This is a genomic window from Cupriavidus sp. UME77 (assembly GCF_014170355.1).
GTDB classification, from domain to species: Bacteria; Pseudomonadota; Gammaproteobacteria; order Burkholderiales; family Burkholderiaceae; genus Cupriavidus; species Cupriavidus basilensis.
The window spans coordinates 145,294-166,075 of sequence record NZ_LZZU01000046.1 but is presented as its reverse complement, the minus strand read 5'-3'; the positions used below and the strand labels follow the sequence as shown (position 1 = coordinate 166,075).

Here is a 20,782-nt window from a genome sequence, read left to right as displayed (position 1 = left end):
GTGCGGCGAGGGTAGCATGGCGTGCCTTGCCGCGAAGCGTGCGGCGGCGCGTCGCTAACGCAAGGCTTCTGGCGCGGATCCTGACAGATGCGGCAACCGTGAATGGCTGAGCAAGCCGAATACCAATGCCGCCGACGCAACGGTGATCGCAGCAAGGATATACAGCAGGAGCCGGAAGGCATCGCCATAGCCTTGCACCAGTGCCTGCTCGCTCGCCTGCGGCAGCAGGGCCATGGCGCGGGGCAGGTCGCCCATGGCGAGCCGGTGCGCCGCTTGCGCCAGCGTGGCCGAGGGCGCAGTGGCGATGGCGTGCAGCCTGGACTGGGCAAGCCCGGCAAGCATGGCGCCAACGATGGCCAGGGCAATGCCTTCGCCCGCCACCCGCGTGGTGCTGAAGATGCCGGTGGCCATGCCCGCTCGCTCTTTGGGCACCACGCTGACGGCCAGGCCATCCATCAGGCCCCAGGGCAGGCTGATGCCAAGCCCAATCGCCAGCATCGGCAGCACCAGCCCGGCGCTCGGCTGGCCCGGTGCGCATTGGGCCAGCCATAGCAGGCCGCCGGCGCACACCAGCAAGCCCAGGCCGCAGATCAGGCCGGCCGAGAGCCAGCGGATCAGATGCCCGGCCAGCAGCGGCACTACCAGCATCGGTGCGGACAGCGCAATCATCATGCGGCCGGCTTCGATCGCGCTGTAGCCTTCGATGCCGATCAGGCGGACCGGCAGCAGCACTTGCAACACCACGTACGAATACGCGGGCGCGGCCGCCAGGAATTGCACGCCGACAAAGCGCGGATAGCGAAACAGCGACAGGTCCAGCATAGGCGCGCGCACGCGCTGCTCGATCATGACGAACGCCAGCATCAGCACGGCGGCGCTGGCCAACAGCAAGATCACCGGCAAGCTGCCCCAGCCGCTGTCCGGCGCGCGCAGCACGGCATAGGTGAACAAGGTCAGCGCGCCGGTAAAGGTGCCCGCGCCTGGCCAGTCGAGCCCGCTGGCGGCGGGGTCGCGCGACTCACGCATGCAGCGCGCGCCCAGCACCACGGCGCAGGCGGCGATCGCGGCTGCGCTGAGGAAGACGCTGCGCCAGCCGGCTTGCTCGATCAGCCATCCCGCCAGCACCGGCCCGAAAGCGAGTCCCATGCCGAACGTGGTGCCCAGCAAGCTGAACGCGCGGGTAGCGGCCTGCCCCTCGAACTCCTGCGCCAGTGCTGCCATGCCCCCGGCGAAGGCGGCGGCGCCAGCCACCCCTTGCGCTGCGCGCAGGCCATCCAGCCAGGCGATGTCGGGCGCTGCCGTGAGGGCTAGCGAGCTAAGCGCAAAGCCGGCAATGCCGGCGAGGAATACGCGCTTGCGCCCGAAGCGGTCGGCCAGCGCGCCGGCTGCCATCAGGCAACTGCCGAAACAGAGCATGAAGGCGTTGGTGACCCAGTTCAGCACGATGGGGCTGCCGCCGAGATCGGCGGCGATCGCTGGCAAGGCTACCGCCGGGCCGGTGAAGCTCAGGGGCATGGCCAGCGCGGCAAGACAGACCGCGCCAAGGATCATCAGTTTTTGCGCCGTGGTGTGCGCGGCGTCGGGTGCAGGTCTGGGCATCGGGAGTCCGGGTTGGAGGGCGGGGCGGGCGCCGCATGTTGCTGCCGCCGATCGCACGTGGCTGTGGGCATTGCGAAAGTGGACTGATGATAGGATGGCCTTAATGTGTCTTAAAGCACCCGGATTTCCGTGCTTAACGGACAAAAATTCTCTAATGAAGCAGCATGGATCGTCATGGATAGTCTTAGTGGCCTGTACGCCTTTGTGCGCGCGGCGCAGACCCGGAGCTTCGTCGCGGCGGGACGGCTTCTCGGTGTCTCGCCATCGGCCATCGGCAAGAGCGTGATGCGGCTGGAGGCCAGGCTTGGCATCCGGCTGTTTCACCGCAGCACGCGGCAGATCCGCCTGACGGACGAGGGCGCGCTTTTCTTCGAGCGCTGCCGCCGCATCCTCGAGGAAATCGACGACGCGGAACTGGAGTTGTCGCGGCTGCAGGAGGCGCCGCGTGGCCGGCTGCGCATCAGCGTGCCGGCGATCGGCTATCGCCTGTTGCTGCCCGACCTGGCTGCGTTTTGCGCCGCCTATCCGGAGATCGAGTTCGACCTGGATTTCAGCGACCGCATGGTGGACGTGGTGGAGGAGGGCTTCGACCTGGTGATCCGCAGCGGCGAGTTGGTGGATTCCCAGCTGATGGCGCGGCGCCTGCGGCCTTTTCGCCAGGTGGTGTGTGCCGCGCCGGACTACTTCGCGCGGCGCGGCATGCCCAGGCGGCCGAAGGACCTGGAGCAGCATGTTTGCCTGCGCTATCGTTTCCCCTCCAGCGGGAAACTGCAGGATTGGGTGTTGACGCAGGATGCCGATGGCGAGGAAGTGCGTTTGCCGGGCACGTTCGCCTTGAACAACATCGAAGGCGTGCTGGCCGCGGCGATCGGCGGCCTGGGCATTTGCTACGTGCCGGATTTCGTGGCGCAGGAGGCGCTGGGCGACCAGCGGCTGGTGACGGCGCTGGACACGTACAACGTGGTGCAAGGCACATTCTGGATGCTGTGGCCATCGAGCCGGCACATGCTGCCTAAGCTGCGGGTGTTGGTTGACTTCCTGTCCCGCCGGGAGAACCCGGGATGAGAGCCCGTTGCCCTTCCCATCGACCATGGGGTCCAGCTTAAGAAGGTAACTCGATTGTGAAGCTATGCTTCATGACGCATGCAGCGTAGCCGGCTGTTTCCGCGCCCCGGCCTTGGCGATACTGCCGAGGTTCCTCAACCAAGGAGTTCCGCATGACCGCACTACGCAAGCTGGGCCAGCATGGCCCACAGGTATTCCCGATTGGCCTGGGCTGCATGGGCATGAGCGAGTTTTACGGCGCGCATGATGACGCTGAATCTATTCTCACTATCAATCACGCTATTGATAAAGGCATCAATTTTATCGATACGGCTGATATTTATGGCCCATACACCAACGAAAGCCTGGTAGGCCGGGCCATCGCGGCTCGCCGCGACAGCGTGGTGCTGGCGACCAAGTTCGGCATCGTGCGCGACGCCGCCAACCCGGTGGCGCGCGGCGTGGATGGCCGGCCCGAATATGTGCGAGCCAGCTGTGATGCCAGCCTCAAGCGGCTCGGGGTGGAGCATATCGACCTGTACTACCAGCACAGGGTCGATCCGCAGGTGCCCATCGAGGAAACCGTGGGTGCGATGGCGGAACTGGTGAAGGCGGGCAAGGTGCGCTGGCTGGGACTGTCGGAGGCCGGCGCGCAGACCATCGAGCGCGCGCATGCCGTGCATCCCATCACCGCGCTGCAAAGCGAGTATTCGCTGTGGACGCGCGACGTGGAGGCGGGTGGCGACCAGAGCATTCTCGCTACGTGCCAGCGGCTCGGTATTGCCTTCGTGCCATACAGCCCGCTGGGCCGGGGTTTCCTGACCGGTGCCATCCGCAGCCCTGAGGATTTCGCGCAGGACGATTACCGCCGTACCAGCCCGCGTTTCATGGGCGAGAACTTCGCGCGCAACCTGGTGCTGGTGGACAAGGTGAACGCGCTGGCGCGCGATAAGGGCTGCAGCCCGGCGCAACTGGCGGTGGCGTGGGTGCTGGCGCGTGGCGAAATGCTGGTGCCGATCCCTGGCACGCGGCGCGTGGCCAACCTTGACGACAACCTTGGTGCGCTGGACGTGGTGTTGGACGCGGCCGACATGGCGGCCATCGACGCCGTGTTCCCGGCAGACGCAGTCGCGGGTACGCGCTATCCGGGGCAGGTGATGTCCTTGCTGGCGCGCTGAACCGCCTGAACCGGCTGAACCTGTGGAGCGTGGGGGAGGCCGACGGCGAGTTCACCGATAATCCAGCATCGCGAACCGCCTCCGGAGCCACCTGCCATGTCCGTTGCCCTGCTAGACGCCGCCCAGACCGCGGCCCGCCTGCCTTACCCCGCGCTGGCCCGCGCCATTGCCGACATGCTGGCGGAGCTGCGCGCGGGCACGGCCATGGCGCCGCCGCGCATTGCGTTGCCTGTAGGGGATCCCGCTGGCGGCGAGGGCACGCTGCTGGTGATGCCGGCGCGTAACCGGGAGCTGGTGATGACCAAGAACATCACCGTGCACCCCGGCAATCCGCAACGCGGCCTGCCCAATATCCTCGGCGAGGTGGTGGTGGCCGACGCCCATACCGGACGCCGGCTGGCGCTGCTGGACGGCCCCACCGTGACGGGCCGGCGCACCGCTGCCGTGTCGCTGCTGGCGGCGCAGTGCTTCGCGCCGGATCCCGCTGGGGAGCTATTGATCATCGGTGCCGGCGTGCAGGCGCTGACCCATCTGGAGGCCTTTGCCACCGGCCTCTCGCCGCGCCGGGTGTGGCTGCATTCGCGCACGGCCGCCAAGGCCGAAGCCCTCGCCGCGCATGCGCGCACGCTGGGCGTGGAGGCGCAGACGGTGGATGACGTGCGCACGGTCTTGCCGCGCGTGTCGATGGTGGTAACGGTGACGTCCAGCCTGGTGCCGGTGTTGCCGGACCTGGATAGCGGCCTGTGGCGCGACGATCATTTCATCGCCGCGGTGGGTGCGTTCCGCCCGGAGATGTGCGAGCTGCCGCCGGCGCTTTGCCAGGCGGCCTCGGCGCACGGCCGGCTGCTGGCCGATACCTTGTTCGGCATCGAGGAGGAGGCGGGCGACCTGCTGCAGGCGGGCATCGCTTGGTCCACCGTGCAGCCGTTCGAGCACGCCATCCTCGCCGCGGACGCACTGCGCGCGCGCCACGGCAGCCCGTTGGTTTTCAAGAGTGTCGGTTACGCCCTGTGGGATTTGGCCGCATGTGTGCTGGCGAGTGCCGGCACAGCGTAATTCCCTTGCAGCCAGTAGGCCTATACCGTGCAGTAGGTTTTTTGTCCGGCGAGCGTCGCGAATTGCATACGGTTTCTCCGGCCGATTTGGCTCGTTTGCCCGCGTTTTTAATGGTTAACCCGTGATTTAGGGGCGGGCTTCTACAAAAGTGTTAAGCGTTTGAAACAGACAGGTCACACCAGACCGGATAATGCCTGCCTCGGGTAGAGAGTCAACAAAAGGAGTAAGAGGCATGTCCCCCAAGAAGATCCTGCTGGCCAGCGTAGCCATGCTAATTGCTGGTGCCGCGCAAGCGCAGAGCGCCGGCAGCAATATTGTCAGCCTGGGCTGGTTCCGCGTGATGCCGACGAGTTCGGCCGACGCGCTGGTCGTCGATAGCATCGGTGGCTTCCCCGTCAACCAGACCGAAGCCGGCACGAGTGCCAAGATCAAGTCCGCGGATACGCTTGGCATCGCGTTCACGCATTTCTTTACCGACAATATCGCAGGCGAATTCGTGGCGGGGATTCCGCCGAGGCACGACGTAGAGGGCGCTGGCACGTTTGCCAAATACGGCACGCTGGGCAATGTGAAGCAATGGAGCCCGGCGGTACTGGTGAAGTACTACTTCGGGGAAGCGAAGACCAAGTTCCGCCCCTATGTGGGCCTTGGCGTGAACTACACGTGGTTCACCGACGAGACCATCAACAACCAGACTTTCGTGCGCTCCGAGTTTGGTCCGAACGCCAAGATGACGGCGAGCGCCAAGAGCTCGTGGAATCCAGTGTTCAATGTCGGCGCGAACTACGCCATCACCGATAACTGGTTCGTCGGCCTGTCGGTGTCCTACCTGCCGCTGTCCAGCACGGCCACCCTCACCACGCAGAACGCGGGTGCGGCGGGCAATGCTACCGTTGTGTCGCATACCAAGATCAAGATCGATCCGGTCGTGACCTACCTGAACGTCGGTTACCGCTTCTAAGCGGCTCGCCAGACGACAAAACGGGCGCCATTGCTTGGCGCCCGTTTTGCTTTGTGCCGCTGCCGGCTCAGCCCGCGGCCTGGGCGCTGCCCTTGACGGGATAGCCCGCGGCCTCGATGGCTTCGCGCAGCGCTTGGCCGCTGGCGGTGGCCTCTACCGTGACTGCCTGCGCGGGGATGTCGGCCGACACCTTCGCGGCGGGATCGAGCGCTTGCACGGCGCGGGTGATGGCGCCCACGCAATGGCCGCACGACATGCCTTCAACCTGGAACTGGATCATCTGGAAACTCCTGTTGGTACCTGGGGTAAGGAATCAAGGTGAGTGTCCGGCCGTCCAAAAAGCGTACCTGTCGCTGCGCTGGCCGGGCGGGACTTCGGTCTACCCCTGAAGTTTGCACCTTCCCACCGTGGGAAGCGCAAGGCCTTTTCCAAACGTTCTCGCGTGCGGCACGTGATGAATGCGTTGCTTGCGCGCGGGCTTGACCTTCCCAACATGGTAAGGTCCATGATGTGGTTGTCATCACTGTGGACCCGATCCCTGCCATGCCCGCTAACTCCCAACTCCTTCCCGTACCCGGCGCCGCAGCAGGCGCGCCGGCCTCCGAATGGCGGCTGCCGATCGGCGGCATGACGTGCGCCTCGTGCGTGCGGCGCGTCGAGACCGCGCTGGGCAAGGTGCCTGGCGTGCGCCAGGTCGCCGTCAACCTCGCCACCGAAGAAGCCACGCTGCAGGCCGATAGCGCAGCCGTGCTGCCGGCCGCCGCCGAGGCTGTGAGGGCTGCCGGTTACGAGGTGCCGCACCAGGCCATGACCTTGTCCATCAGCGACATGACGTGCGCTTCCTGCGTGGCCCGCGTCGAGCGTGCGCTGAAGGCCGTGGCCGGCGTGGTGGATGCGCAGGTCAACCTGGCGACGGAGCAGGCTGAGGTGACCGTGCTGCGTGGGGCCGTGGATGCCGATGCGCTGGCTGCTGCGGTGGCGCGCGCCGGTTATGGCGCGGTGCCGGTCACCGGCGAATTGCCGGCTGGGGCGGTGGCTGGCGAAGGCTTCTGGTCCGGGCCATGGCCGGTGGCGATCTCGGCGGCGCTATCGTTGCCGTTGGTGGCGCCCATGGTGGCCGAATGGTTTGGCGTGCACTGGATGCTGCCGGCCTGGGTGCAGTGGCTGCTGGCCACGCCGGTGCAGTTCGTGTTTGGCTGGCGTTTCTACAAGGCTGGCTTCAAGGCGGTGCGCGCGGGTGCGGGCAACATGGATCTGCTGGTCGCGCTCGGCACCTCGGCGGCTTATGGCCTGTCCTTGTGGCTGATGTGGCGTGGCGCGGACGATATGCCGCACCTGTACTTCGAGAGCGCGGCGGTGGTCATCACGCTGGTGCGCCTGGGCAAGTGGCTGGAAACGCGTGCCAAGCGCCAGACGGCGGATGCCATCCGCGCGCTGGCCGCGCTGCGCCCCGATAGCGCGATCGTGCGCCGTGACGGCGCGCAGGTGAGCGTGCCGCTGGGCTCGGTGCGGGTCGGCGATGAGATCGTGGTGCTGCCGGGCGCACGCGTGCCCGTGGATGCCAAGGTAATCGAAGGCAGCAGCCATGCGGACGAATCCATGCTGACCGGCGAGAGCCTGCCGGTACCGAAGGCGCCCGGCGCGCTGCTGACCGGCGGCGCCATCAACTACGAAGGCCGCCTGGTGGCGCGCACGGTGGCGGTGGGCGCGGAGACGGTGCTGGCGCGCATCATCCGCATGGTCGAGCACGCGCAAGCCGCCAAGGCGCCAATCCAGCGCATGGTCGACCGCGTGAGCTCGGTGTTCGTGCCGGTGGTGCTGGGCATCGCGCTGGTCACGCTGCTAGGCTGGGGCCTGTTCGGCGGCAACTGGGAGGCGGCCTTGCTCAACGCGGTGGCGGTGCTGGTGATCGCCTGCCCGTGTGCGCTCGGCCTCGCAACGCCGACCGCGATCATGGCGGGCACGGGCGCGGGTGCGCGCGCCGGCATCCTGATCAAGGACGCCGAGGCGCTTGAAGTGGCGCACCGGGTCAAGGTGGTGGTCTTCGACAAGACCGGCACGCTGACGGTGGGTAAGCCGGAAGTGGTGGCGCTGGCGGTGCCGGCGGGTGCCGGTGAGGATGCGCAGCCGCGCTTGCTGGCACGCCTGGCCGCGCTGCAGGCCGGCAGCGAGCATCCGCTGGCGCACGCGGTGCTGGCAGCGGCCCGCGCGCGCGGCATCCACGCGCCGACGGCAACCGATGTGCGTGCATTGCCCGGCATGGGCTTGTCCGGCAAGGTCGATGGCGTGGCGTTGCAGCTTGGCAGCGAGCGCCTGCGCGCCTCGCTGGACGCAGCCGCGGGTACGCTCGAAGCGCAGGCGCAGGCACTGCAGCAAGCGGGCCGCACGGTGTCCTGGCTGATCGAGACGGGCGCGCGGGATGCGTCGCCCACGCAAAACCGCGTGGTGGGGCTGGTTGCCTTTGGCGACGCCATCAAGCCGGGTGCGCGGCGCGCGATCGAGCGGCTGCGTGCCGCCGGCGTGCGCACGGTGATGCTGTCCGGCGACAACCAGGGCGCCGCCGCGCGCGTGGCCCAGACGCTGGGGCTGGACGAGGTGCAGGCGGAAGTACTGCCGGCCGACAAGGCCGAGCGCGTGAACGGGCTCAAGGCGGGCGGCACCGTGGTGGCGATGGTTGGCGACGGCATCAACGATGCGCCGGCGCTGGCCGCGGCGGATGTCGGCATCGCCATGTCGACCGGCACCGATGTGGCCATGCATGCTGCCGGCATCACGCTGATGCGCGGGGACCCGGCGCTGGTGGCCGATGCGCTGGCGATTTCGCACCGCACCGTGCGCAAGATTCGCGAGAACCTGTTCTGGGCCTTCTTCTACAATGTGATCGGCATCCCGCTGGCGGCGGCCGGCCTGCTCAACCCGGTAGTGGCCGGCGCGGCCATGGCATTCTCCAGCGTGAGCGTGGTCGGTAATGCGCTGCTGCTGCGGCGCTGGAAGCCGGCGGGAGAGCAAGCATGAATATCGGCAGGAATATCGGCGAAGCAGCACAGGCTTCCGGCGTCTCGGCCAAGATGATCCGGCACTACGAGTCCATCGGCCTGCTGGCGCCACCGCCGCGCAGCGAGGGTGGCTACCGCCGCTACGACGAGCGCGCGGTGCACACCTTGCGCTTCGTGCGGCGTGCCCGTAATCTCGGGTTCTCGCTCGACGAGATACGCGGGCTGCTGTCGCTGTGGCACGACCGCGCGCGGGCCAGCGCCGACGTCAAGGCGCTCACCTTGCGCCACGTGGCGGACCTGGAGCAGCGCATTGCCGAGCTTGCCGCCATGCGCGATACGCTGCGCCAGCTGGCCGAGGCCTGCAGTGGCGATGCGCGGCCCGACTGCCCGATCCTCGCCGATATGGCGCAGGCAGGATTCGGCCTGGCGGCGGAGGAAGTGGATGCGGGTGGCAACAACGATGGCGCGGTGCCGGCCTGCCATCGTCACGGCGAGGGCAGCACCGCGGCCTCCTAGCCGGGGAAGGCCGGAGGCATCGTAGCGGAACACAGATGGAGATCAACCGAATGGATCGACCGAGTACCGCTGCTCCCGCCGAGCCGACCGACGTCGGCGGCCCTGCCGTGGCGGCGCCCGCGCGGCCCGCCACCCCCATCGAAAGCCGCCAGCGCATGCGCGACGGCACGGAACTGTTCCTGCGCACCTGGCAGCCCGATCCCGACCTGTTCCCGGAGCCCACCGGTTCGCTATTGCTGGTGCACGGCTTGGCCGAGCATTGTGGCCGCTACCAGCATGTCGTGGAGCTGCTGTGCGGATTGGGCTTGCGTGTGCGCGCCTACGACCAGCGCGGCCATGGCGCCAGCGGCGGTCCGCGCATGGTGGCGGAGCATCCGGATGTGTTTGTCGAAGACCTCACCGAAATCCACGACGCCGCGGTGGGCCAGTGGCAGGAGCTGCCGTTCCTGCTGGGGCACAGCATGGGCGGGCTGGTGGCCGCGCGTTTTGCCACCGCGCGCGTGCGGCCCATCCGCGCGCTCGTGCTGTCATCGCCGGCGCTGGCCTTGAGGCTCTCCGCCCCGATGCTGGCCCTGCACCGCATGCTGCTGACGCTGGTGCCGCGCCTGCGCGTGCCCAACCCGATCGATGCGTGCTACCTGTCGCACGACGCCGCGGTGGTGGCGCAGTACCGCGCCGACCCGCTGGTGCAGGGCACCATCAGCGCCGGCGTGCTGGAGACCTTCGTGCGCGGCATGGCGCAGGCGCAAACCGACGCGCCCTTGCTGGAAGCACCCATGCTGATGTTGGTGGCGGGCGACGATCGCATCGTCGATCCGGCCGGCAGCCGCCGCTTCTTCGACAACGCGCCGCCCGACCTGCGCGAGGCGCTCTGGTTCGACACCGGCTACCACGAGATCTTCAACGAGGCACAGCCGCTGCGCGGCGAGGTACTGGCCGCGCTCACCGGCTGGCTGCGCAAGCATCTGCAGCCGCAGGCGGCGTGAGCGCGCATGATGTGTCCCTGGCTGCCATCAGCTGAACCATTGCGCGCAGCCACGGCCCAAGCTCGGCATGCCGCGCATGGACGCATGCATTTGCCATCCTGGCGGGATCTTCCCGCGCGGGCTCATCATCAACCTTTCCAAACGTGGCGCAAGGCCTGACAAGAGAAAGCATGGAGACATACGACTACATCATCGTCGGCGCCGGATCGGCCGGCTGCGTGCTGGCCAACCGCCTGACCCAGGACCCCGAGGTGAGCGTGCTGCTGCTGGAAGCCGGCGGGCGCGACGACTACCACTGGATTCACATCCCGGTGGGCTACCTGTATTGCATCGGCAACCCGCGCACCGACTGGATGTACCGCACCGTGGCGGAAGCCGGCCTGGGTGGGCGCTCGCTGGGCTACCCGCGCGGCCGCGTGCTGGGCGGCTCGTCCTCGATCAACGGCATGATCTATATGCGCGGGCAGCGCGAAGACTATGACGACTGGGCGCGCCTGACGGGTGACGACGGCTGGCGCTGGGACAATGTGCTGCCGCTGTTCAAGCGCAGCGAGGACCATCATCGCGGCGGGGATGAATTCCACGGCGCGGGTGGCGAATGGCGGGTGGAAGGGCAGCGCTTGCGCTGGGACATCCTGGAGCGCTTTATCGATGCCGCCGAGCAGGCCGGCATCCCGCGCACCGATGACTTCAATCGCGGCGACAACTTTGGCGTGGGCTACTTCGAGGTCAACCAGCGTCGCGGCATCCGCTGGAATACCGCGAAGGCGTTCCTGCGCCGCGCGGCGGAGCGGCCGAACCTGACGATCGTCACCGGCGCCCAGGTGAGCGCGCTGACGTTCGAGGGACGCCGCTGCACCGGCGTGGACTATCTCGGCGGCGGCAAGCCATTCACGGCGGCAGCGCGCGAGGAGGTCATCCTGGCGGCGGGCGCGATCAATACGCCGCAGTTGCTGGAGCTGTCCGGCATTGGCCAGCCCGAGCGGCTGCAGGCGGCGGGCATCGCGGTGCGCCATGCGTTGCCCGGCGTGGGCGAAAACCTGCAGGACCACCTGCAGCTGCGCAGCGTGGTCAAGGTGGAGGGCGTGCGCACGCTCAACACGCGCGCGGGCAGTTGGTGGGGCAAGCTTGGCATCGGCCTGCAGTACGCGGTCAACCAGAGCGGCCCGATGAGCATGGCGCCGTCGCAGCTCGGCGCCTTCGCGCGCTCGGATGCATCGTATGCGCGGCCCAATCTCGAGTACCACGTGCAGCCGCTATCGCTCGACAAGTTCGGCGATCCGTTGCATCGCTTCAATGCGTTTACCGCCAGCGTGTGCAACCTGCGCCCGACTTCGCGCGGCAGCGTGCACATTGCCGATCCGGATTTCCGCCACGCGCCGGTGATCGCGCCCAACTATTTGACCACCGACGCCGACCGCAAGGTCGCGGCGGATTCGCTGAGGCTGACGCGGCGCATCGTGGCCTCGCCCGCGCTCGCGCCCTACAAACCGCAGGAATGGCTGCCGGGCGCGGCGTTCGAGACCGACGAGCAACTGGCCCAGGCCGCGAGCGAGATCGGCACCACCATCTTCCATCCGGTGGGGACTTGCCGCATGGGCCGTCCCGATGACCCGCAGGCCGTGGTGGATCAGCGCCTGCGCGTGATCGGCATCGATGGCCTGCGCGTGGTCGATGCATCGATCATGCCGCTGATCACCTCGGGCAACACCAACTCCCCGACCATCATGATCGCGGAGCGTGCCAGCGACATGATCCGCGAGGACCGGCGCCGGCGCGCGAGCGGCGTGGCGCAAGGGGTCGCGCACGGCGCTGTTTCCCCGGCGGGGGCTTCGCTGGACAGCAAAGCGGGAGCCACAACCCAGGCCTGAGTACGCCGCCTGCTGCGAACGGGGGGCCAACGCGCGGCAAACCTGACACCAACCTGACATCTGGTTCATGTTTCATAATCAGTGCAAACCCGGATGTTTTGCGACGCAGCAGACGCACACAATAGACGCCGAGATGCCGTGCAGCACCGCTCACATTGGCGCGCCCCTACAAGGGCGCGTCGCGCGTTCCGGGAGGGGCGCGCACGGCGGACATCCAGGCAGCAATAAAGACAGCAAATAAATACAAGCGGCGCGAGAGCCGCAACAGCCACGGGGAGCGCAACTGGATTGGCGCGACCTGTGCGGTGGTGGTGCGACTGGCACCACAGTTCTGACCATTTGGCGGTGCCGACCAGAAGCCGGCGCCGCTGCAAGAGGGCGGGCAGGAGACCATGAATCAGCAAGAAACGATCCTGGAAACGCGGAACCTCACCAAGGAGTTCAAGGGGTTCACCGCGGTAAGCGACGTCAACCTCAAGGTGCGGCGCGGCTCCATCCATGCCTTGATCGGCCCCAACGGCGCCGGCAAGACCACCTGCTTCAACCTGCTGACCAAGTTCCTCGAGCCGACCACGGGCACGATCCTGTTCAACGGCATCGACATCACCCGCGAGAAGCCCGCGCAGATCGCCCGGCGCGGGGTGATCCGGTCGTTCCAGATCTCCGCCGTGTTCCCGCACCTGACGGTGCTGGAGAACGTGCGCATCGGGCTGCAGCGGCAGCTTGGCACGTCCTATCATTTTTGGCGCAGCGAAACCACGCTCGACGCGCTGAACGCGCGCGGCATGGAACTGCTGGAGCAGGTCGGGCTGACCGATGTGGCGCAGACGGTGACGGTCAACCTGCCGTATGGCCGCAAGCGCGCGCTCGAGATCGCCACCACGCTGGCGATGGAGCCGGAGATGATGCTGCTGGACGAGCCGACCCAGGGCATGGGCCACGAAGACGTGGCGCGCGTGACCGAGCTGATCCGCAAGGTGGCGGTGGGGCGCACCATCCTGATGGTGGAGCACAACATGAACGTGGTTTCGTCGATTGCCGACAAGATCACGGTATTGCAGCGCGGCGCGATCCTGGCCGAGGGGCCGTACGCCGAGGTATCGAAAGACCCGCGCGTGATGGAGGCCTATATGGGCACCGTCGAGGCCGAACTGCAGGGCGCGCACTGAGGAGCCAGGATGAGCACAACGCCCGCACTAGAAATCAAGGATCTGCACGCCTGGTATGGCGAATCGCACATCCTGCATGGCGTGGACCTGACCGTGAATGCCGGCGAGGTGGTGACGCTGCTGGGGCGCAACGGCGCAGGGCGCACCACCACGTTGCGCGCCATCATGGGCCTGACCGGCCAGCGCAAGGGTTCGATCCGCGTCAACGGCACCGAGACCATCGGCATGCCGACGCACAATATCGCGCACTGCGGCATCGGTTATTGCCCGGAAGAGCGGGGCATCTTCGCCAGCTTGTCGTGCGAGGAAAACCTGATGCTGCCGCCGCTGTTGAAAGGGCAGGGCGCCAGCGCTGTCACCGGCATGAGCGAGGCCGAGATCTACGAGATGTTCCCTAACCTGAAGGAGCGCCGCCAGAGCCAGGGCACGCGCCTGTCGGGCGGCGAGCAGCAGATGCTCGCCGTCGGGCGCATCCTGCGCACCGGCGCCAACCTGCTGCTGCTCGACGAGATCTCGGAGGGCCTCGCGCCCGTGATCGTGCAGGCGCTGGCGCGCATGATCCTGATGCTCAAGAAAAAGGGCTACACGGTGGTGATGGTGGAGCAGAACTTCCGCTTTGCCGCGCCGCTGGCCGACCGCTTTTATGTGATGGAACACGGCACGATCGTCGAGCGCTTCGCGGCTGCGGAGCTGCAGGCCAAGATGCCGGTGCTGAACGAGCTGCTTGGGGTCTGATTCGAATCGGCGCGCGGCGCCGTCATGAATCGCAGGCATTGTTTTAGGGCAGGAACGGGTGGCGTCAGGTGCCGCCGAAACTAAGGAGACAGGCAATGAAGATGACTCGGCAGGCGGTCGCTCTGGCGGCTATCGTAACGGGCGTGGCAATGGGTTCGGCATCGGCGCAGGTCTCGGGCGATACCGTCAAGATCGGCTACATCACCGACATGTCGGGCTTGTACGCCGACATCGACGGCCCGGGCGGCCTCGAAGCCATCAAGATGGCAATCGAGGACAACGGTGGCAAGGTGCTGGGCAAGCCGATCGAGCTGGTCTCGGCCGATCACCAGAACAAGGCCGACATCGCCGCCTCTAAGGCGCGCGAGTGGATGGACCAGCAGGGCCTGGACGTGCTGATCGGCGGCACCAATTCGGCTACCGGCCTGGCCATGAACAAGGTGGCCTCGGAGAAGAAGAAGGTCTACTTCAATATCGGTGCCGGCTCGGCGCGCCTGACCAACGAAGAGTGCTCGCCGTACACCGTGCACTATGCGTATGACACGGTGGCGCTCGCCAAGGGTACCGGCAGCGCGGTGGTCAAGCAGGGCGGCAAGTCGTGGTTCTTCCTGACCGCCGACTACGCCTTCGGCCACTCGCTGGAAAACGATACCGCGGCGGTGGTGAAGGCCAACGGTGGCACGGTGGTGGGCTCGGTGCGCCATCCGCTGTCGGCTTCCGACTTCTCGTCGTTCCTGCTGCAGGCGCAAGCGTCCAAGGCGCAGATCCTGGGCCTGGCCAATGCCGGCGGCGACACCATCAACTCGATCAAGGCGGCCAAGGAATTCGGCATCACCAAGACGATGAAGATCGCCGGCCTGCTGATGTTCATCAACGACATCCACAGCCTGGGCTTGAAGAACACCGAAGGCCTGCTGATGACCGACAGCTGGTACTGGGACATGAACGACGATACGCGCAAGTTCGCCGCGCGCTTCTTCACCAAGATGAAGAAGATGCCGAGCAGCTTGCAGGCCGCCGACTACTCCGCCGCGCATACCTACCTGAAGGCGGTCGAGGCAGCCAAGACGGATGACCCGGACAAGGTCATGGCCGAGCTCAAGAAGATGAAGATCAACGACTTCTACACCAAGGGCTACATCCGCCAGGACGGCCGCGGCATCCACGACATGTACCTGATGCAGGTGAAGTCGCCGGCCGAATCGAAGAAGCCGTGGGACTACCTGAAGGTGGTGGCCACGATCCCGGGTGAGCAGGCTTTCACCACGGTGGCGGAATCGAAGTGCGCGTTGATGAAGAAGTAAGCGAGTAAGCGTTTGAACTGAGTTGAGTTGCGTAGAGTTGATTGAGGTATGGCGCCCCCGCCCGGGACCGTTGCATGTTGACCGGGTTCGGGAGCGGGGGCCAGTGTCTTTCTTCGCTTCATTTTGACAGCGCCTGCCTGGCGGGGAACGACGGATCCCGGCTGGTGCGCAAACGGTAACGCCTGCGATGGACATCTTCGGTATTCCTCTGCCCGCCATGCTGTCCCAGTTACTGCTGGGACTGGTCAACGGTGCCTTCTATGCGATGTTGAGCCTTGGCCTCGCGGTCATCTTCGGGCTGCTCAACGTCATCAATTTTGCCCACGGGGCGCTGTTCATGCTCGGCGCGGTCCTGGCCTGGATGGGCATGGAGTACGCCGGGCTCAACTACTGGGTGATGCTGGTGTTGTCGCCGCTGGCGGTGGCGCTGATCGGCATCGTGATCGAGCGCACCATGCTGCGCTGGATCTACAAGCTCGACCATATCTACGGCCTGCTGCTGACGCTCGGCATCACGCTGGTGATCGAAGGCATCTTCCGCTCGATCTATGGGGTGTCGGGGCTGCCGTACTCGGCGCCCGAGGCGCTGAGTGGCGCCACGGATCTGGGTTTCATGATCCTGCCGAACTACCGGGCCTGGGTGGTGGCTGCCTCGCTGGTGGTGTGCTTCTCCACCTGGTACCTGATCGAGAAGACCAAGCTGGGCGCTTATTTGCGCGCCGGCACCGAGAACCCCAAGCTGGTTGAAGCCTTTGGCGTCAACGTGCCGCTGATGGTGACGCTGACCTACGGGTTCGGCGTGGCGCTGGCGGCGTTTGCCGGCGTGCTCGCGGCACCGGTGATCCAGATCTCGCCGCTGATGGGGCAGAACCTGATCATCATCGTGTTCGCGGTGGTGGTGATCGGCGGGATGGGCTCGATCATGGGCTCGATCCTGACCGGCCTCGGCCTGGGCGTGATCGAGGGCCTGACCAAGGTGTTCTACCCCGAGGCCTCCTCCACGGTCGTGTTCTTCATCATGGTGATCGTGCTGATGCTGCGCCCGGCCGGGCTGTTCGGGAGGGAGAAGTGATGAACCAACCAACCGGCGCGGCAGTGGCCGCGGGGCAGACAAGACAGGGGCGGGGCGTGCAGAAGAAACTGTTGTACGGATTGTTGCTGGCAGCGCTGATCCTGGCGCCGATGGCCGGAGCGTATCCGGTGTTCGTGCTCAAGGTGCTGTGCTTCGCGCTGTTCGCGTGCGCCTTCAACCTGCTGATCGGCTATACCGGGCTGCTGTCGTTCGGCCATGCGGCCTTCTTTGGCGGCGCGGCCTATACGGCCGGGCATGCGATGAAGGTATGGGGCGTCACGCCTGAGGTCGGGCTGGTGCTGGGCACGCTGGCGGGCGCCTTGATCGGTTACGTGGTCGGGTACATCGCGATTCGCCGGCAAGGCATCTATTTCTCGATGATCACGCTGGCGCTGGCGCAGATGCTGTTTTTCTTCTGCCTGCAGGTGCCGTACACCGGGGGCGAGGATGGCTTGCAGGGCATTCCGCGCGGCAAGCTGTTCGGTGTGTTGTCGCTGGCCAACGATCTGACGCTGTATTACGTGGCGCTGGCGATCATCGTAGCGGCCTTCGCGCTGATCGTGCGGACCGTGCATTCGCCCTTCGGCCAGATCCTCAAGGCAATCAAGGAAAACGAGCCGCGCACCATCTCGCTGGGCTACGATACGGACCGCTTCAAGCTGATGGTTTTTGTGCTGTCTGCGGCGCTTTCCGGGTTGGCCGGGTCGATCAAGGCGCTGGTGCTGGGCTTTGCCACGCTGACCGACGTGCACTGGTCCATGTCGGGCTCGGTGATCCTGATGACGCTGGTTGGCGGCCTGGGCACGCTTTCAGGACCGCTGGTCGGGGCTTTCGTGGTGGTGGCGCTGGAAAACAAGCTTGGCGACATCGGCACCTTCCTGGCCTCGACGACGGGCATCGAGTGGTTCAACTCACTTGGCGAATCCGTCACAATGGTGACCGGCGTGATCTTCGTGATCTGCGTATTGACGTTCCGCCGCGGCATCATGGGCGAGCTTCTTGCCCGTTTTGGGAAGGCCCGGGAGTGATCGTGGGGCGACATGCCCGATTTTGGGGCTAGGGTTTCTTCTAGCTTGCTCGAAACGCACCGCTTCGTTACATTGCATATACGGTTTTCGCAGGTTAAATGGAGGCGGAAGCGAGGAGACGACAGGCGCGCAGTCACTAGGCTGCAGTGTCAATATAAGATAAGGGCGTTGCTGGGTGATCCTCGGCAACGCCTTTTTTAATTTCCGGGTTGCATGCCCGTTTCTGGTGCGTGACGTTTCCGCCATGCGGAATCGTCGTCGAAGCCACCGATTGCGCATGCGACAATGCGGCCTTGCCACCGGGCCCGCCATGCCGTCAGATTCCCCCTCTCTAATTCCTTGCTCGCCTGAATCCGCCGTGCCCCCGGCCTCGATACGCCTGGCCGGTACTGGCGATGCGCAAAGCCTGGGTGCCTGGCTGCAATCACGGCACGCATTGCCCGTAGCGGCGGCGCGTGCCCGGCAGGCGCTGCTGGAAGGCCTGCTTGCCCGGCCTGAGCGCGGGGCCTGCGTGGTGGCGCAGGCCAGCGCCGGCCAGGATCTGCTCGGTTGCCTGCCCGTTACGCTGATACCGCATCTCGGACTTGCCGGCCTTACGGCGCTTGCCACCGAATGGTGGGCTGGTGAAGTGCCGGCGGACAGGGGCGCCGCCTTGCTGCTGGATTGCTGCGGCCTGCTGGCCGACTGGTGCAGCGCGCATGGCGTGCGCCATCTGTTGCTGGCGCCAGCGCTGCTGTCCGCGGCGCAGGCTGCACCGGCGGGTTTTGCGCCGCATGCCAGCGGCCTGTGGCATCTCAATTTGTCACCAGCCGCCAAGATGCTGGGCTGACGCTTCCAGCGCGCCTGCCGCGCTTGGTTCGCCTCCTTCCCTCCGTTTTCTCTTTCTTTTCTCTTTCTTCGTCTCCCCGCGTCCATGGAATTCGCGTTTCTTGCTGTTGCCGCCTTTCTTGCCGGTCTGATCGATGCTGTCGCCGGCGGCGGTGGCCTGGTGCAGATCCCCGCGCTGTTTTCGGCCTATCCCAACATGGCGCCGGCCACGCTGCTCGGCACCAGCAAGGTGGCCTCGCTGGCCGGTACCACGAATGCGGCGTTGCGCTATGGCCGCAGCGTGCGCATCTATTGGGGCGCGACCTTGCCGACGATGCTGTCGGCCTTTGCCTTTTCAATGGCGGGTGCCTACGCGCTCACGCTGATTCCCGCGGAGCCGCTGCGCAAGTCGCTGCCCTTCATCCTGGTGGCCCTGCTGGTCTATACGGTGGCCAAGAAGAGCCTGGGCACCGAGCACGCACCGTCGCTCTCAGGCGGCAAGGAGCGCGCCGCGGCTTTGCTGGCGGGGGCCGTGATCGGCTTCTACGATGGCGTGTTCGGGCCGGGCACCGGCAGCTTCCTGATGATCGTGTTCGTGCGCGTGTTCGGCTACGATTTTCTGCACGCCTCGGCATCGACCAAGGTGGTCAACCTCGCCACCAACCTGGCGGCCTTGCTGCTGCTGGCGGCGAAGGGGCACGTCTGGTGGCAGCTCGGGCTGGTCATGGCGGTGGCTAACGTGGGCGGCAGCCAGATTGGCAGCCGCCTTGCGCTCAAGCATGGCAGCGCCTTTGTGCGGCGCGTGTTCATCGTGGTGGTGGCTGCGCTGATCGTGAAAACCGCCTGGGATGCGTTCGGCCGCTGAGCGTCGGTTCGTGGCCGTGTCGCTTGCATGCTGCGATGCGGGTTAATCCCGCTAGCCCGGCGATATGCCTGTTGCTAGACTCGCTACGCATTCCCGACCGGACGGTCGGTGAATGAGCGGCCGGCGTGGCGCACCATGGCATTGCCTGGCGAGCCCTGCCGAGCGCCGCCGGGGATCACGCGCAGGACGGGAGATTGGGGCAGGGCGGATGCGGATTCGCCCATCCATCGCCCCGGGTAGCAGGCAGGCGCCGGCGTTGCGCCTGGATACGGGCCTGAACAGCACCGAAAGGGCACCGGCACAATAAGATCCACCAGGACAAGACAGATCAGAAGATCAAAAGATCAGAAGACCAGATTGAGGCATCCGGCTGGCCGCGAGGCGGCACGGCTGCCTCTTCCGTTTGCCGCAATGGAAGGAGACACGATGACATTCAAGCGCGCCAGCCTGCTGGCTCTCGCCGCCGCCAGCCTGTGCGCCGGCACCGCCAGCGCACAGGTCAAAGTCGGAGTAACGCTATCGGCCACCGGGCCCGCAGCCTCGCTGGGCATTCCCGAAAAGAACACCATCTCGCTGCTGCCCAAGGAGATCGCTGGCAAGAAGATCGAGTACATCGTGCTCGACGATGCGTCGGACACCACCACGGCGGTCAAGAATACGCGCAAGCTGATCAGCGAAGACAAGGTCGACGTGATTGTCGGCTCCACCGTGACGCCAAACTCGCTGGCCATGGTGGATGTCGTCGCCGAGAACGAAACGCCGATGATCACGCTGGCCGCTTCGGCCCGCATCATCGAGCCGATGGATGCCAAGCGCGCCTGGGTCTTCAAGACGCCGCAGAACGACTCGCACATGGCCACCGCCATTGCCGAGCACATGACCAACCACAACGTGAAGACGGTTGCCTTTATTGGCTTCGCAGACGCCTATGGCGATAGCTGGGCGCAAGAGTTCGCCAAGGTCGGCGAGATGCGCAAGATCAAGGTGGTGGCCAACGAACGCTTTGCGCGCACCGATACCTCGGTCACCGGCCAGGTGCTCAAGATGATGGGCAGCAACCCGGACGCCGTGCTGATCGCAGGCTCGGGTACGCCCGCCGCGCTGCCCGCCAAGGCGCTCAAGGAGCGTGGCTGGAAGGGCAAGATCTACCAGACCCACGGTGTGGCCAACGCCGACTTCCTGCGCGTGTGCGGCAAGGACTGCGAAGGCACCTTCCTGCCGGCCGGGCCTCTGCTGGTGGCCGAGCAGCTGCCGGACACCAACCCGGTGAAGAAGCCCGCCATCACCTACAAGACGGCTTACGAGAAGGCATTTGGCGGCCAGGTCTCGACCTTCGGCGGCCACGCCTGGGATGCCGGCCTGCTGCTGCAGCGAGCCATCCCCGAGGCGCTGAAGAAGGGGCAGCCGGGCACCAAGGAGTTCCGCAAGGCGCTGCGCGATGCCATGGAGCAGACCAAGGAGTTGCCGATTTCCCACGGCATCATGAACATGACGCCGACCGACCACCTTGGCCTGGACCAGCGCGCGCGCGTGATGGTGGAGATCGTCGACGGCAAGTGGAAGCTGCAGACCAAGTAAGCGGCAAACGCTGGCTG

At 66.1% G+C, this 20,782-nt stretch carries 18 protein-coding genes; 16 read left to right on the top strand and 2 right to left on the bottom strand.

Annotation, left to right across the window (positions count from 1 at the left end; all coding sequences use genetic code 11):
* Positions 1-54: 54 nt before the first annotated feature.
* Positions 55-1,599: an MFS transporter gene (locus A9975_RS18650; RefSeq protein WP_220810813.1), complete on the bottom strand. Its 1,545-nt coding sequence runs from the start codon at positions 1,597-1,599 to the stop codon at positions 55-57.
* Positions 1,600-1,773: 174 nt separating this feature from the next.
* On the opposite strand from A9975_RS18650, the gene A9975_RS18645 reads away from it, so the two are divergent.
* The 4 genes from A9975_RS18645 to A9975_RS18630 all read left to right on the top strand — a co-directional run bounded on the left by A9975_RS18645 (position 1,774) and on the right by A9975_RS18630 (position 5,838).
* The gene (locus A9975_RS18645) at positions 1,774-2,664 is read left to right on the top strand and encodes a LysR family transcriptional regulator (RefSeq protein ID WP_183034102.1); all 891 of its coding nucleotides are present in this window, start codon (positions 1,774-1,776) and stop codon (positions 2,662-2,664) included.
* A gap of 152 nt (positions 2,665-2,816) precedes the next feature.
* On the top strand, positions 2,817-3,821 hold the full coding sequence (locus A9975_RS18640; RefSeq protein ID WP_183034101.1) for an aldo/keto reductase: 1,005 nt from the start codon (positions 2,817-2,819) through the stop codon (positions 3,819-3,821).
* A 96-nt stretch (positions 3,822-3,917) separates the two neighbouring features.
* On the top strand, positions 3,918-4,877 hold the full coding sequence (locus A9975_RS18635) for a delta(1)-pyrroline-2-carboxylate reductase family protein (protein ID WP_183034100.1): 960 nt from the start codon (positions 3,918-3,920) through the stop codon (positions 4,875-4,877).
* Positions 4,878-5,109: 232 nt separating this feature from the next.
* A complete protein-coding gene (locus A9975_RS18630; protein WP_183034099.1) occupies positions 5,110-5,838 on the top strand; it encodes an OmpW family protein in 729 nt (242 codons plus the stop codon).
* Positions 5,839-5,905: 67 nt separating this feature from the next.
* Here A9975_RS18630 and A9975_RS18625 read toward each other — a convergent pair whose 3' ends face one another.
* On the bottom strand, positions 5,906-6,118 hold the full coding sequence (locus A9975_RS18625) for a heavy-metal-associated domain-containing protein (protein ID WP_183034098.1): 213 nt from the start codon (positions 6,116-6,118) through the stop codon (positions 5,906-5,908).
* A gap of 263 nt (positions 6,119-6,381) precedes the next feature.
* Between A9975_RS18625 and A9975_RS18620 the strand changes: the two genes are divergently transcribed.
* The 12 genes from A9975_RS18620 to A9975_RS18565 all read left to right on the top strand — a co-directional run bounded on the left by A9975_RS18620 (position 6,382) and on the right by A9975_RS18565 (position 20,765).
* Positions 6,382-8,853, top strand: a complete 2,472-nt coding sequence (locus A9975_RS18620) for a heavy metal translocating P-type ATPase (RefSeq protein ID WP_183034097.1) — start codon at positions 6,382-6,384, stop codon at positions 8,851-8,853.
* On the top strand, positions 8,850-9,350 hold the full coding sequence (gene cueR / locus A9975_RS18615) for a Cu(I)-responsive transcriptional regulator (protein ID WP_183034096.1): 501 nt from the start codon (positions 8,850-8,852) through the stop codon (positions 9,348-9,350). Before A9975_RS18620 ends, cueR begins: the two co-directional genes overlap by 4 nt.
* Before the next feature lie 50 nt (positions 9,351-9,400).
* On the top strand, positions 9,401-10,336 hold the full coding sequence (locus tag A9975_RS18610) for an alpha/beta hydrolase (RefSeq protein ID WP_183034095.1): 936 nt from the start codon (positions 9,401-9,403) through the stop codon (positions 10,334-10,336).
* Between the two features lie 170 nt (positions 10,337-10,506).
* Positions 10,507-12,207 (top strand): GMC family oxidoreductase, encoded by a 1,701-nt coding sequence (locus tag A9975_RS18605; RefSeq protein ID WP_183034094.1) that lies wholly within the window; start codon positions 10,507-10,509, stop codon positions 12,205-12,207.
* Between the two features lie 392 nt (positions 12,208-12,599).
* On the top strand, positions 12,600-13,376 hold the full coding sequence (locus A9975_RS18600; RefSeq protein WP_150987542.1) for an ABC transporter ATP-binding protein: 777 nt from the start codon (positions 12,600-12,602) through the stop codon (positions 13,374-13,376).
* A gap of 9 nt (positions 13,377-13,385) precedes the next feature.
* Positions 13,386-14,111: an ABC transporter ATP-binding protein gene (locus A9975_RS18595; protein WP_183034093.1), complete on the top strand. Its 726-nt coding sequence runs from the start codon at positions 13,386-13,388 to the stop codon at positions 14,109-14,111.
* 95 nt (positions 14,112-14,206) lie between these two features.
* Positions 14,207-15,415: an ABC transporter substrate-binding protein gene (locus A9975_RS18590; protein ID WP_183034092.1), complete on the top strand. Its 1,209-nt coding sequence runs from the start codon at positions 14,207-14,209 to the stop codon at positions 15,413-15,415.
* A gap of 187 nt (positions 15,416-15,602) precedes the next feature.
* Positions 15,603-16,487 carry a branched-chain amino acid ABC transporter permease gene (locus A9975_RS18585; RefSeq protein ID WP_043350832.1) on the top strand — a complete coding sequence of 295 codons (885 nt, stop codon included), beginning with the start codon at positions 15,603-15,605 and terminating at the stop codon, positions 16,485-16,487.
* Positions 16,487-17,515: a branched-chain amino acid ABC transporter permease gene (locus tag A9975_RS18580; protein WP_174426821.1), complete on the top strand. Its 1,029-nt coding sequence runs from the start codon at positions 16,487-16,489 to the stop codon at positions 17,513-17,515. Before A9975_RS18585 ends, A9975_RS18580 begins: the two co-directional genes overlap by 1 nt.
* 358 nt (positions 17,516-17,873) lie before the next feature.
* The gene (locus A9975_RS18575; RefSeq protein ID WP_370564937.1) at positions 17,874-18,344 is read left to right on the top strand and encodes a hypothetical protein; all 471 of its coding nucleotides are present in this window, start codon (positions 17,874-17,876) and stop codon (positions 18,342-18,344) included.
* Between the two features lie 84 nt (positions 18,345-18,428).
* Positions 18,429-19,187: a TSUP family transporter gene (locus tag A9975_RS18570; RefSeq protein ID WP_150987533.1), complete on the top strand. Its 759-nt coding sequence runs from the start codon at positions 18,429-18,431 to the stop codon at positions 19,185-19,187.
* Positions 19,188-19,613: 426 nt separating this feature from the next.
* A complete protein-coding gene (locus A9975_RS18565) occupies positions 19,614-20,765 on the top strand; it encodes an ABC transporter substrate-binding protein (protein WP_183034091.1) in 1,152 nt (383 codons plus the stop codon).
* Positions 20,766-20,782 lie beyond the last annotated feature (17 nt).

What these genes read in the sequence shown, in the direction of transcription:
- A9975_RS18650 (WP_220810813.1), bottom strand. Translation starts at nt 1,599, where the DNA reads ATGCCCAGACCTGCACCCGACGCCGCGCACACCACGGCGCAAAAACTG.
- A9975_RS18645 (WP_183034102.1), top strand. Translation starts at nt 1,774, where the DNA reads ATGGATAGTCTTAGTGGCCTGTACGCCTTTGTGCGCGCGGCGCAGACC.
- A9975_RS18640 (WP_183034101.1), top strand. Translation starts at nt 2,817, where the DNA reads ATGACCGCACTACGCAAGCTGGGCCAGCATGGCCCACAGGTATTCCCG.
- A9975_RS18635 (WP_183034100.1), top strand. Translation starts at nt 3,918, where the DNA reads ATGTCCGTTGCCCTGCTAGACGCCGCCCAGACCGCGGCCCGCCTGCCT.
- A9975_RS18630 (WP_183034099.1), top strand. Translation starts at nt 5,110, where the DNA reads ATGTCCCCCAAGAAGATCCTGCTGGCCAGCGTAGCCATGCTAATTGCT.
- A9975_RS18625 (WP_183034098.1), bottom strand. Translation starts at nt 6,118, where the DNA reads ATGATCCAGTTCCAGGTTGAAGGCATGTCGTGCGGCCATTGCGTGGGC.
- A9975_RS18620 (WP_183034097.1), top strand. Translation starts at nt 6,382, where the DNA reads ATGCCCGCTAACTCCCAACTCCTTCCCGTACCCGGCGCCGCAGCAGGC.
- cueR (WP_183034096.1), top strand. Translation starts at nt 8,850, where the DNA reads ATGAATATCGGCAGGAATATCGGCGAAGCAGCACAGGCTTCCGGCGTC.
- A9975_RS18610 (WP_183034095.1), top strand. Translation starts at nt 9,401, where the DNA reads ATGGATCGACCGAGTACCGCTGCTCCCGCCGAGCCGACCGACGTCGGC.
- A9975_RS18605 (WP_183034094.1), top strand. Translation starts at nt 10,507, where the DNA reads ATGGAGACATACGACTACATCATCGTCGGCGCCGGATCGGCCGGCTGC.
- A9975_RS18600 (WP_150987542.1), top strand. Translation starts at nt 12,600, where the DNA reads ATGAATCAGCAAGAAACGATCCTGGAAACGCGGAACCTCACCAAGGAG.
- A9975_RS18595 (WP_183034093.1), top strand. Translation starts at nt 13,386, where the DNA reads ATGAGCACAACGCCCGCACTAGAAATCAAGGATCTGCACGCCTGGTAT.
- A9975_RS18590 (WP_183034092.1), top strand. Translation starts at nt 14,207, where the DNA reads ATGAAGATGACTCGGCAGGCGGTCGCTCTGGCGGCTATCGTAACGGGC.
- A9975_RS18585 (WP_043350832.1), top strand. Translation starts at nt 15,603, where the DNA reads ATGGACATCTTCGGTATTCCTCTGCCCGCCATGCTGTCCCAGTTACTG.
- A9975_RS18580 (WP_174426821.1), top strand. Translation starts at nt 16,487, where the DNA reads ATGAACCAACCAACCGGCGCGGCAGTGGCCGCGGGGCAGACAAGACAG.
- A9975_RS18570 (WP_150987533.1), top strand. Translation starts at nt 18,429, where the DNA reads ATGGAATTCGCGTTTCTTGCTGTTGCCGCCTTTCTTGCCGGTCTGATC.
- A9975_RS18565 (WP_183034091.1), top strand. Translation starts at nt 19,614, where the DNA reads ATGACATTCAAGCGCGCCAGCCTGCTGGCTCTCGCCGCCGCCAGCCTG.